This window comes from Pseudomonas sp. 3A(2025) (assembly GCF_054589175.1).
Window position 1 is genome coordinate 1 of record NZ_BAAILM010000048.1, and the last position, 11,940, is coordinate 11,940.

At 60.7% G+C, this 11,940-nt stretch carries 11 protein-coding genes; 7 read left to right on the plus strand and 4 right to left on the minus strand.

Going from position 1 to position 11,940, the window contains the following annotated elements; all coding sequences use genetic code 11:
• Both ACYP2A_RS17820 and ACYP2A_RS17825 read left to right on the plus strand, forming a co-directional pair.
• A partial coding sequence (locus ACYP2A_RS17820) for a transposase domain-containing protein (protein ID WP_459743587.1) occupies positions 1-92 on the plus strand: 92 nt, incomplete at its 5' end.
• A gap of 139 nt (positions 93-231) precedes the next feature.
• Entirely contained in the window at positions 232-747 is a 516-nt protein-coding gene (locus ACYP2A_RS17825) for a DUF1697 domain-containing protein (RefSeq protein ID WP_459746965.1), read from the plus strand.
• On the opposite strand, the gene ACYP2A_RS17830 is transcribed toward ACYP2A_RS17825, so the two are convergent.
• Both ACYP2A_RS17830 and ACYP2A_RS17835 read right to left on the minus strand, forming a co-directional pair.
• Complete coding sequence (locus tag ACYP2A_RS17830; protein ID WP_459746966.1) at positions 744-1,187, minus strand: DUF3224 domain-containing protein; 444 nt, start codon at positions 1,185-1,187, stop codon at positions 744-746. The genes ACYP2A_RS17825 and ACYP2A_RS17830 overlap by 4 nt on opposite strands.
• A 96-nt stretch (positions 1,188-1,283) precedes the next feature.
• Positions 1,284-2,198 carry a LysR family transcriptional regulator gene (locus ACYP2A_RS17835; protein ID WP_459746967.1) on the minus strand — a complete coding sequence of 305 codons (915 nt, stop codon included), beginning with the start codon at positions 2,196-2,198 and terminating at the stop codon, positions 1,284-1,286.
• A 341-nt stretch (positions 2,199-2,539) separates the two neighbouring features.
• On the opposite strand from ACYP2A_RS17835, the gene ACYP2A_RS17840 reads away from it, so the two are divergent.
• The 5 genes from ACYP2A_RS17840 (at position 2,540) to pgm (ending at position 11,240) form a co-directional block, all read left to right on the plus strand.
• On the plus strand, positions 2,540-3,562 hold the full coding sequence (locus tag ACYP2A_RS17840) for a zinc-dependent alcohol dehydrogenase family protein (protein ID WP_459746970.1): 1,023 nt from the start codon (positions 2,540-2,542) through the stop codon (positions 3,560-3,562).
• A 546-nt stretch (positions 3,563-4,108) separates the two neighbouring features.
• Positions 4,109-5,611 (plus strand): hypothetical protein, encoded by a 1,503-nt coding sequence (locus tag ACYP2A_RS17845; RefSeq protein ID WP_459746971.1) that lies wholly within the window; start codon positions 4,109-4,111, stop codon positions 5,609-5,611.
• A 93-nt stretch (positions 5,612-5,704) separates the two neighbouring features.
• The gene (locus tag ACYP2A_RS17850) at positions 5,705-7,099 is read left to right on the plus strand and encodes an aminotransferase-like domain-containing protein (protein WP_459746972.1); all 1,395 of its coding nucleotides are present in this window, start codon (positions 5,705-5,707) and stop codon (positions 7,097-7,099) included.
• Positions 7,100-7,191: 92 nt separating this feature from the next.
• Complete coding sequence (locus tag ACYP2A_RS17855) at positions 7,192-9,480, plus strand: ATP-dependent DNA helicase (protein ID WP_459746974.1); 2,289 nt, start codon at positions 7,192-7,194, stop codon at positions 9,478-9,480.
• A gap of 113 nt (positions 9,481-9,593) precedes the next feature.
• The gene (gene pgm / locus ACYP2A_RS17860; protein WP_459746975.1) at positions 9,594-11,240 is read left to right on the plus strand and encodes a phosphoglucomutase (alpha-D-glucose-1,6-bisphosphate-dependent); all 1,647 of its coding nucleotides are present in this window, start codon (positions 9,594-9,596) and stop codon (positions 11,238-11,240) included.
• A gap of 20 nt (positions 11,241-11,260) precedes the next feature.
• Here pgm and ACYP2A_RS17865 read toward each other — a convergent pair whose 3' ends face one another.
• Together ACYP2A_RS17865 and ACYP2A_RS17870 are read right to left on the minus strand one after the other, a co-directional pair.
• Positions 11,261-11,509 carry a hypothetical protein gene (locus tag ACYP2A_RS17865; RefSeq protein WP_459746977.1) on the minus strand — a complete coding sequence of 83 codons (249 nt, stop codon included), beginning with the start codon at positions 11,507-11,509 and terminating at the stop codon, positions 11,261-11,263.
• 4 nt (positions 11,510-11,513) lie between these two features.
• Positions 11,514-11,837, minus strand: coding sequence for a hypothetical protein (locus ACYP2A_RS17870; RefSeq protein WP_459746978.1), 324 nt, complete (start codon positions 11,835-11,837; stop codon positions 11,514-11,516).
• Positions 11,838-11,940 lie beyond the last annotated feature (103 nt).

Here is an 11,940-nt window from a genome sequence, read left to right on the forward strand (position 1 = left end):
ATGCTTATCTCAAAGATGTGCTGATGCGACTGCCAACGCAGCGGGCCAGCGAGATCGAGCGACTGCTGCCGCATCAGTGGATACCTGCCTGATCTGTGCAAGGTGTGTTCGCTGGCCGCTTACCCTTTACCGTCAAAAACTTACTCTTGAACCACCATTGGCGGTAAAACAGGCTTGAGCGGATACTGATCGTCGGCGATGGCGCCGACTACCTTTGCTGGAGTAGGCAAGATGACGGGATACGTGGCCCTGCTTCGGGCCGTGAATGTGGGCGGTACAGGGAAGTTACCGATGACCGTATTGGCCGAAATGTGCGAGGCAGCGGGGTTCATTCAGGTGCAAACCTATATTGCGAGCGGCAACGTCGTTTTTCGAAGCGACGGCGCCGAGGATCAAGTCCGTTCCGCCCTTGAAGACCGGCTACGCACCTATGCAGGGAAGAATGTAGGTGTGGTTGTGCGAACTGCCTCCGAAATCGCCGACGCGCTTGCTCGTAATCCCTTCGCGGACTCGCCCGGCAACCGCGTCATGGCGCTGTTCGTCGATGAAGCGCTCCCGAACGATCCACTCGACGGAGTAACCGGCGTCAAGAACGAGCAGATACACTTGGGAAAGCGCGAATTGTTCATCCTCTACCCGGGCGGCATGGCGACCACACGGCTGCGCATACCCAGCGAGAAGCAAGGCACGGCGCGAAACATGAATACCGTCGCCAAGCTGGCTGAAATGACGGCCGCTCTCGCTTAGGCGGGTAGTGTGTAGCGAAATTCGTAATCGTGCCTTCCGGGCGTGACGACGATGTTCATCGTCCCCGTCAGTCCCAACAGACCCCCTGTCGCGGAGTCTGGTACGACTATGACCGTCAGCGATTGTGTGCCCTTGTCCATGAGTCCGCTATGCTGGAGCGTGAATGAACCCTGCCGGCCTCCCAAGGTAGCAGTCACACGTTCCATCGCGACGTAGCCGGCTGAGCCTTCGACACCACTGCGCAACGCCAGCATCTGTCCGGCGCTGACGCCTTGTAAGTCACCATGAAACATTTTGTCGATCGACATGCTGCCGATCGGGGCGTCACCGGCCCCAATCGGCGCGTGTTCCTCCTTGAGGCAAACCAGATCTGCAGCCTCGTCGGCTGAGTCATCGTCGAAAACTACGTCGAATGGTAGTGGCCTAATGTGCCCGGACACCTCAAAAGGTGGCTACATGGCGACACCCCTTATCCCGGTTGATCGCTGAAGGCCAGGTAATCTGCGTGCATGACATTTCTCGTCCAAACGTGCGGTTCAAAGACTATCCGGATCCCCGAAAAACATCTGAATCCGCGACCGCAACCACCTCTCCGCCGGATCATTATCCTGCGCCCCGCGCCAGGCCATGTGCAGCTCGAACGTCTGCGACTCCAGTGGCAAATCCTCAGCCCTTACACCCCCATTGGCGGTCAACACCTCAGCCGCATAATCGGGCACGGTGGCGATGATGTCAGTACCGGCCAACAACGTTGCCAACCCGTTGAACTGCGGCACGGCCAGCACCACATGGCGCTTGCGCCCCAGCTTTTCCAGGTATTCGTCCATAAACCCCGACAGGTCACCGGCAAACGACACCAGTGCATGTGGGCGGGCGCAGAAGTCGTCCAGGCTCAGCGGGCCCGGAATCGTATCGGCGCGCAACACTTGTGGACGGCTGCGGCGCAGGACTTTGCGCTTGGCGTTGGCCGGCAGGTCGCTGGTGTAGCTGACACCCACCGAGATTTCGCCGGAGGCCAGCAGCGCGGGCATGAGAATGTAGTTGACGCGGCGCACCACCAGCACGATGCCGGGAGCTTCGGAGCGCAGGCGCTTGAGCAGTGAGGGCAGCAGGGCGAATTCGACTTCATCGGACAGGCCGATACGAAACACTGCGTTGCTGGTTGCGGGATCGAATTCCGAGGCGCGGCTGACGGCTGTAGAGATCGAGTCCAGTGCCGGCGACAGCAGGCTGAAGATTTCCGTGGCTCTGGCGGTGGGCTCCATGCTGCGCCCGGTGCGCACGAACAGCGGATCGTCGAACAGACCGCGCAGGCGCGACAGTGCGGCGCTGATCGCCGGCTGGCCGAGAAACAGTTTCTCGGCGGCACGGGTCACGCTGCGTTCGTGCATCAGGGTTTCGAAGACGATCAGCAGGTTGAGGTCAACGCGGCGCAGGTCATTGCGGTTCATACGTGGGGGCTCGTGCCATTTGTCGATTCGGGCATGTCGCTACAGGCTGCAGGAAAACGCCTTGTAGCGACACCGGTGCGCATAGTACGGGCAAACCATCAGGTGGCGGAATGATTAATTGCACCCTGTGCAGGCCTGTCTTGGGGCTCCCGCAGTTGCAAAGTGTCGGCCAGATGCGAACAATGGCCGCCGCATCGCGCAAGGATGGAACGTCTCGACAGCTGATTCGATCTATTGCGAATCGATGACAGGCATGTCGACTATTAACAGCCACTGACTGGTTCTGCCGGGAAAGCCCGGATAAAGTGCATGGCATCTAGGTTCACAAGGCGAGGTTCTCAATGTCCCGCACGATCCGTTTTCACCAGTTTGGCCCGGCTGAGGTGCTCAAGCTCGAAGAGCACCCAGCGGCGCTGCCTGCGCCTGGCGAAGTGCAAATCCGCGTCCAGGCGATTGGCATCAGCTGGTATGACGTTCTCTGGCGACAGAACCTGGCCAGCTCCAGGGCGCGTCTGCCTGCCGGTCTTGGCTATGAAATGGCTGGTGTCGTGACTGCGCTGGGTGCAGGCGTCGACGATCTGGCGGTGGGTGACAAGGTGGCCAGCTTTCCGGCTGCCGACCCCAACCAGCATCCGGTGTACGGCGAAGTCATCGTGCTGCCGCGCACAGCCCTGACCCGTTATCCCGATGTACTCACACCGTCTCAGGCCAGCGTGCACTACACGCCCTTGCTGATTGCCTATTTTGCGTATGTCGATCTGGCGCGCATCAAGGCCGGGCAGACCGTGCTGGTCACCGATGCCAGCCATTGCGCCGGACCGTGCTTCGTGCAACTGGGCAAGGCCTTGGGCGTCAAGGTGATTGCGGCGACCAAGACCGAGGATGCCCGCGAGTATCTGTTATCGCTGGGCGCCGACAAGGTGGTGGTCACCGAGGAACAGGACCTGCTGATGGCCATCAACAAATACACCGCCAATCGCGGGGTCGATGTGGTCTTCGATGGTCTCGGTGGCCCGCAGATGTCGCTGATGGGCGATGTGCTGGCACCGCGTGGCAGTCTGGTGCTGTATGGCCTGCAAGGCGGTAACCAGACACCGTTCCCGGCCTGTGCGGCGTTTCAGAAAAACATCCAGTTCTATGTGCACTGCCTGGGTAATTTCACGGGCAAGCCGGAACTGGGGATCGATCAGGATGCCGAGTCGTTGCGGCGTGCCCTGCGCGAGATCAACCAGCTGACGGCAGACCGGGTGCTGCAACCTCTGGCGATCCGCCCGTTCGCGTTCGAGCAGGTGGTGCAGGCGCACCGCTATATGGACGGCTGCCCGATTGGCGGGCGTGCGGTACTGGAACTGACGGCGGAGTGAGACTGATCTAAAACCAGCTTCCTGATATAGTTACATCGTCAAGGCATTGATTGTTTCCAATCAATGCCTTTTTTGCTTTTGGGGCCTACAACATGCGGTTCATGTTGTAGGAAAGTTCGCTAATAAATAGGGTCGGTGTCTGGCATTTCTTCGGGCGATTATACTGCTTGCGCCATACGGCCAGTATCGGACACTGTGTTGAGCGCCCGATGGCATACACCTTGTGCCTGTATCGGCAGTGGATGAATGGCACGGCCCGTCTGGGCTGGCGCGGTGTCAAGGGGTACGGCAAGGCTGGCGGATGCCGCCGCTGAACATGTTTAAAGTGCGCTGAAATATTGAATTAATGTTTAATTCAAGTTGTTTAATTGCGCTGTAGTGTTGGTCTTTCGCCCTGAGTGGGTCACTTGTAATCGCGATATCGATACCGATAATGATTTGATAATTACTACTCAAGGAATGAGCCATGTTTGTTTTTCGAATCCATTGTCTGCCCCTTGTTGCCAGAGGGACCGATCCAACTTCGCAGTGGGCAGGGCCAGCATGATGAGTGCCATTCATGAGCAAGCGATGAATTATGTCTACCAGCAGGTGTTGCAACGCCTGCTCGGTTACTTCACCCGTGCTGAACGCACCGCCCTGCAACTGCTCATCCAGCGTTTGATCGTGGCCGCTGGCGGGATCGAACGTATCAGCAGCTTCAAGGTCATGATCCCCTTCAGCGGCGGCAAGGACAGCGCCTACACGGTGGCCCTGCTGCGCGCTGCGCAATTGAGCATCGCTGGCAGGGCGCCGGGCACCTTCAACATCCGTGTGGCAACCATGCGCCATGCGGGCATGACACCTGCAGTCATGGGTAACATCCACCGGGTCTATTCGGCGCTGTTTCTGTATGACGACCCGCGCGTCGAGACGCTGGTCTTCGACAACCAATACACCCACGCCTTCGAGCCGGACCTGCCGTTTTCCAGCGCCGGGCGCGAACAGAACCGCAGTGACATGTTGCAGGCCGGGCACCTCTCGGCGGGCGATGCGCGCACCACATTCTGTAATAGCTGTCACCTGGGGCTGGCGCAGTTCATGGGCCGCGCTGTCACCTGGGGCGATGGCTCGGACGCGGTGCTCAGTGGCGACTCGCGCAAAGAACAAAAGCTGTACATCACCTGGCTGATGCGCCTGGCCCAGCACAGCGGATTGCACACCGGCCACTGGCGCAACCAGAACCTGCAAACGGTAATGCGCAGCCTTGAGCACATCGGTCAGGCCTGGCTGCAAGAGTTGTATGGCGAAGGCGAAGAGGGCGCTGCCTGTATCCGCCCGCTGTCACCGCCCGGCAAGCCGCTGAACCCGACGTTTGTGGTGATCAACGACCTGATCTGCGGCAAGCTCGATGAGCACTGGAACCTGCTGACCGAGTTTTTATCGTTTCGCTTCGACGACCTGGCCTTCAGTTTCAGCGAGTCGGACTGCGCCAACCCGTTGTTGATGGCGCACATGCAGGGATTGCGGGCGCAATGGATCGAGCAGCGCGAGTATGCCGACGGCATTGCCGACTACCTGATGCTGGCGCGCGGCCTAATGCGTAGCAAGCAAATGTCCGCGCGACTGATCGACCAGGCCATGGCCGCCTACGACGGCCAGCAGCGCATCGACGTGCGGCGAGAGATGGCTGCCGATTTTGCCCAGGACGCCTATGGCCTGAGCGAGGCGCAACTGGTGTGCATGCTGTTTTCGCCGTTCGTGGATCAGGGCGCTGGGCTTGAGGCGTTTCTGCGTCGTTGCCACCCCGGCATGCTCGTAGCCCTGGCCGATTTGCACCGTGCACTGGCCGGGCAGAACGCCCCGGAACAAGTCTTGCTGTGGCTGGTGGAAATCAGCGGTTTGAGCTTGCCAGGCCTTCAGGGCCTGTACGCCCGGCAGCCGGTGGACTTTGCCGATCCGAAATCGATCATCGCCCGTATCCGCTTGGCCGACCCCGATCAATGCCGTATCCGACGGCTCGATCCGGTCAGCGGTCAGCCGCGCATCGTCAGGCTCTCCGGCCGCTGACCGCCACCTTGCGTTTTATCCCGATGCCGGGCTGATGCCTGAAAGCGATTGCCCGGCTGTTGATGTTCATGCTCCATGCCCCGGTTACCTGCCATGAAAGATAAAAACGATTTCGCCTATCAGTCGGTGTATCGCTATCTCGTTCGCCTGATCAATGAAGTGCAGACCGATTCAACCCTGAAAATGCCCTCGTTGCGCCAACTGGCACGGCGCCTGCGGGTGTCGATCTCGACCATCCAGAGCGCCTACTCGTTGCTGGAGCAAGAGGGGCGAATCTGTTCGGTGCCCAAGTCGGGCTATTACGCCTTGCCCGCCAGCGCTGAAGAACTGTCGACGGGCGAGGGTGACAGCGTACTCGACACGCTTTACCGCAATGTGCGCCGGCCAGGCGTGAGCATGCTGTCGGGCGATGAGCCAAGCCTGCTGCTGGCGCCGCAAAGCGTACTGCTGGGCATGGAGCGCGAACTGGTGCGCCAGTACCCGCAACCGCTGGACACCGGCTTTCAGCCGTTTGGCGACATGGAACTGCGCAGCGCCCTGGCCGCGCGTTATACCCTCGATGCCAAGGATTGCTGGCATGCCGAACAGGTCTACATCGGCCCCGACTTGCTCGGCATGCTCAAGGCGGTGGTGCATACCTTGCGCCTGGCGGGCAGCAGTGTGCTGGTCGAGTCGCCCTGTGCCTGGACGCAATTGCGCCTGCTGCAATCGTTGAATGTGCAAGTGGTAGAAATGCCGCTGGACCTGGACGGCAGCGTGCGCCTGGCCGAGCTCGATCATCTGCTGCTGGAGCACAACATCGGTCTGGCCATCCTGCCGTCCCGGCTCAACCCGGTGAGCGGTAGCGTCGCGCCGCAGGACAATCGCCAGGCCATGGCGCACCTGCTCAATCGTTACCGGATCTGGGTGCTGGAAAACGACAGCCATGGCGAACTGGCGTTCGATACACGTGGTTGCTGCCTGCGCGAACTGATTGATCCGCAGCGGCTGTTGATCCTTGGCAGCTTCGACAAGGTACTGGGGCCTGAAGCGCCCTACGGTTATCTGTTGTGCAAGCATTTCGAAACGCAGTGGCAAGCGTATTTTCTGCTGCGCGCCTTCGACCTGCCGCCAGTGCGCCAGAAAGCCATTGCCCGACTGTGCAACAGCGGGCGTCTGGATCAGCACAGCGCCGAGCTGCGCAGCCTGCTTGAACAGCGCATGCACGACATGGGGCTGTTGATGGACCAGCATCTGGGCCGCTGGGTACGCTTTGAGATGCCCAGAGGCGGCAGCGGCATCTGGGCTGAGAGCCAGCAATGCGTGGACATGCGCCAGGTGTTCGAAACCCTGCTGAGCCAGCGCCTGGTCATCGCTCCCGGCGAACTGTTCAGCCTGAGCGGGCTGCACCGCCAGTACCTGCGCATCAGCTACGCCATCGACTGGCATCAGGATGTCTCGGCGGTGCTGGAAACCGTGGGCGAGGCACTGAAACAAGCCCGGCGCTAGGTTGCCACCGATCCATTTCCATTTGCCAGTACGGGGCAGGCTGTTTACTGTGCGGCCATCCAGTATTCCTTTGCCGATGGTTAAACCGCGCAGTGACCCTCCCCAATCCTTTACCGGCGCCTGTGCGCTATACCGTGGCGGTACGGGCGTTGTGCGAGTTCACCGCCAAGGCCGGCGATCTGGACCTGCGCTTTACGCCGTCGCCCACCGCCCTGGAAGGCATGCTCGGGCATCGCACCGTGGCGTCACGGCGTGGCGCCGATTATCAGGCCGAGGTGTCGCTGTCGGGTGAATATGGCGCCTTGACCGTGCGTGGGCGTGCCGATGGTTACGACGCCGCGCTCAACCAGCTCGAAGAGGTCAAGACCTATCGCGGCGAACTGGACGCCATGCCCGATAACCATCGTCAATTGCACTGGGCACAGGTCAAGGTCTATGGCTGGCTGTTGTGCCAGCAACTGGACCTGCAGGACGTCACCCTGGCGCTGGTCTATTTCAATGTGACCACCGAGCGCGAAACGCTGATTCGGCAAAAAACCACCCGCGACCAGCTGCACGCGTTCTTCATTCGTCAGTGTTCGCTGTTCCTGCACTGGGCCGAGCAAGAGCTGGCGCACACCGGTGAGCGCAACCGGGCGCTGGCTGGCTTGAGCTTCCCGCACCCTGAGTTTCGTACTGGTCAGCGGGTTTTGGCCGAGTCGGTCTATAAAGCGGTCAGCACGGGCCGTTGCCTCATGGCCCAGGCACCGACCGGCATCGGCAAGACCCTCGGCACGCTGTTCCCGTTGCTCAAGGCCATGCCGGTTCGCGGCCTGGACAAGGTGCTGTTTCTCACCGCCAAAACGCCGGGTCGGCAACTGGCCCTCGATGCCCTGGCGACCTTGAACCGGCACGCGCAGGAGCTGCCCCTGCGGGTGCTGGAGATGGTCGCGCGTGACAAGGCCTGCGAGCATCCGGACAAAGCCTGCCATGGTGAATCCTGCCCGCTGGCCGAAGGGTTTTATGATCGCCTGCCGGCCGCCCGTGCGGCCGCCGTGCAAAGCCGATGGCTGAATCAGGCTGGGGTGCGTGAAGTGGCGCTGGCGCATCGGGTGTGCCCGTATTACCTGAGCCAGGAGCTGGCGCGCTGGGCCGATGCGGTTATCGCCGACTACAACTACTGGTTCGACCTCAGCGCCATGCTGTTCGGGTTGGCGCAGCTCAACCAGTGGCAGGTCGCGGTGCTGGTGGACGAAGCGCACAACATGGTCGAGCGCTGCCGGCAGATGTATAGCGCCAGCCTCGACCAGCAGGCATTGGCCGAGGTCATCACCACCGCGCCAGATCCAGTGAAAAAAGCCTTGCAGCGCCTGAACCGGCAATGGAATGCCCTGAATAAAGAGCAGACCCAGGCCTATCAGGCGCACGAGCAAGTGCCTGGCAAATTACTGATGAGCCTGAGTGGTTGCATCACCGCGCTGGGCGACTACTTTAACGATCATCCGCAACAGGCTCCGGATGGCGCGTTGCAAAGCCTTTATCTTGAGTTGATCGGCTTTACCCGTATCGCCGAGTTGTTCGATGAGCATTTTCTGTTCGATGTGACGCGCCGCGATATCGGCCGCCAGCGTAGCCGTTCGCGCCTGAGCCTGCGCAATGTGGTGCCGGCCCGTTTTATCGGCCCGCGCCTGACCGCTGCACGCAGTACCGTCATGTTTTCTGCGACCCTGACCCCGCAAGCGTTCTATGCCGACCTGCTCGGGTTACCGGCGAGTACGGTGTGGATCGATGTCGAGTCGCCGTTTCACCACGAGCAGCTTGAGGTGCGCATCATCAGCCGCATCTCGACCCGTTATACCCATCGCCAGGCCTCGCTGGCGCCCATCGTCGAGCTGCTGGCCAAGCAGTATCAGGCGCGGCCGGGCAATTACCTGGCGTTTTTCAGCAGCTTCGATTACCTGCAACAAGTGCTCGACCTCATGCGCCAGACGCACCCGCACGTGCCGCTATGGAGCCAGGCGCGAGGCATGAGCGAGGCCGACCGAAACGCGTTTCTGAAGCGTTTCACGCCCACGGGGCAGGGCATAGGCTTTGCCGTACTGGGCGGCGCGTTCGGGGAGGGTATCGACCTGCCGGGCGCGCGGTTGATCGGTGCATTCATTGCCACGCTGGGGCTGGCACAGCTCAACCCGGTCAATGAACAATTCAAGCAGCGCATGGCTGCCTTGTTCGGCGCGGGCTACGATTACACCTACCTGTATCCGGGGCTGCAAAAAGTGGTGCAAGCTGCGGGGCGGGTGATTCGCACCCAGAATGATCAGGGCGTGGTGGTGCTGATCGACGACCGATTTGCCGAGCCCAGGGTCCAGCGCCTTTTTCCGCGCTGGTGGCGGCTCAACTAACTCAAGGGCTTGGGGAATCAAAGCCAAGCACAACAGTCAAAGTGCCAGTAAACTGCCGCTGCTCTGGTTTTTGTGAAAAGTCAGGCACGGATTTTTAATTTTATGGAGGTCGCATGAGTCTGAGTCCCCTCGCCGGCAAGCTGGCACCCGAGCATTTGCTGGTTGATATCCCACGGCTGGTCACCGCCTATTACACCGGCCAGCCGGATGCTTCGGTGACGATCCAGCGTGTGGCTTTCGGTACTTCCGGGCATCGTGGCACCTCTTTTGAACTGAGCTTCAACGAATGGCACGTTCTGGCCATCAGCCAGGCGATCTGCCTGTACCGTCAGAGCAAAGGCATCGACGGTCCGCTGTTTCTCGGTGCCGACACCCACGCGTTGTCCACGCCGGCCAGCGCCACCGCGCTGGAAGTGCTGGCCGCCAATGGCGTGCAGGTGATGATCTCGGCAGGCGACGAATACACCCCGACGCCAGCGGTGTCGCACGCCATCCTTTGCTATAACCGTGGTCGCAGTAGCGGCCTGGCCGATGGCATCGTCATTACCCCGTCGCACAATCCGCCGCAAAGCGGTGGCTTCAAATACAACCCGCCCAACGGCGGCCCGGCCGACAGCGATGTCACCAAGTGGATCGAGAACAAGGCCAACGAACTGCTGGCCGCCAAGCTGGCGGGCGTTCAGCGCATCAGCCATGAACAGGCGCTGCGCGCCGACACCACCCATCGCCATGACTACGTCAATACCTACGTCGCCGACCTGAAAAGCGTCATTGACCTCGACGCGATCCGTAGCTCGGGCCTGAAACTGGGCGTCGATCCGCTGGGCGGGGCAGGCGTGCGCTACTGGCAGGCCATCGGTGAGCACTACAACCTCGACCTGGACGTAGTCAATCCGCACGTCGACCCGACCTTCCGCTTCATGAGCGTCGACTGGGACGGTCAGATTCGCATGGACCCATCCTCCAGCTATGCGATGCAAAGCCTGATCGGCCTGAAAGACCGCTACCAGATCGCTTTCGCCTGCGACCCGGATCACGACCGCCACGGCATCGTCACGCCAACCGGCGGGCTGATGACGCCTAACAGCTATCTGGCGGTGGCCATCGATTACCTGTACCAGAACCGTCCGCAATGGCGTGCCGATGCCGCCGTGGGCAAGACCGTGGTCAGCAGCGGCCTGATCGACCGGGTGGCTGCGCGCCTGGGACGCACGCTGTTTGAGGTGCCGGTTGGCTTCAAATACTTCGCGCAGGGCTTGTTCGAAGGCTCGTTGGGGTTTGGCGGCGAAGAAAGCGCCGGCGCCTCGTTCCTGCGTCGCGATGGCAGCGTCTGGAGCACTGATAAGGACGGTCTGATTCCTGCGCTGCTGGCCGCCGAAATGACGGCAATCAGCGGTCTCAACCCAAGCCAGCGCTACAGTGCACTGACCGCTGAACTGGGCGAACCGTTCTCGACCCGCGTCGACGCTAAGGCCAACCCGCAGCAAAAAGCGGCACTGGGCAAACTGTCGCCAGAGCAGGTGACCTCCACCGAGCTGGCAGGCGAAGCGATCCAGCGCGTACTCAGCCACGCACCGGGTAACAACCAGGCCATTGGCGGCTTGAAGGTCATGACCGAAAACGGCTGGTTCGCCGCACGCCCATCGGGTACCGAAGACATCTACAAGATCTACGCCGAAAGCTTTATTGGCGATGAGCACTTGCAGCGTCTGGTCGGTGAAGCACAAACCCTGGTGGATGCAGCCATCGCACCACGCTGAGGATTGCGCTCCTGCAGGGGTTACTCTGCAGGAGCGCGCTTTTGTCGGCGGTTCTTCATGAAGCCGCGAATGTTCAATCCCGCCAACATCACCTGCAACACAATCAGCGCCCAGGCGCTGGCATGCACGCCCCAGATCACCCACAGCACATTGCTCAGGCAGAAACACCAGAAACCGATCATGCGTCTGCGCGGTAAGTGCGAGCCGGTGAACCACGCTGCCAGAACGGTAATGGCCATTGCAGGCCATTGAATCAAATCGACCCACATCTGATCAGTGACTGTCCTTCTGGGTATCTGGCTTCGGATCGGGCGTTGAGGGCTGGTGCTTTGTGGGATCAATGCGCTCGACGGCAGGTTTTTTAGCGCGATTCTCATCGCTGTCAGGGGTCATGAGCGTTTCCGGACGCACTTTATCGCTTGGCTGCGCAGGCAATGTTCCAGGTGGTAGCGCAGAGCCGCCGGGTGCCATCGGTTGACCCGCGCCGGCTGGAATATCGCTGACTGCCGCTGCAGGTACAGTCGCGGCCAGCGCCGGAACGCTCAAAACGCCCGTCAGAGCGGCCATTGCTACGGCGTGACGCAATGAAGTTTTCATGGGTGTACCTCTTGATCGAAACCGGAAAAGACCGGTCACTCATGAGGTTGGGAAAGAAATCAGACGGATAAAGTTTGAAAAAGATTACCGGGCCACGACGAAT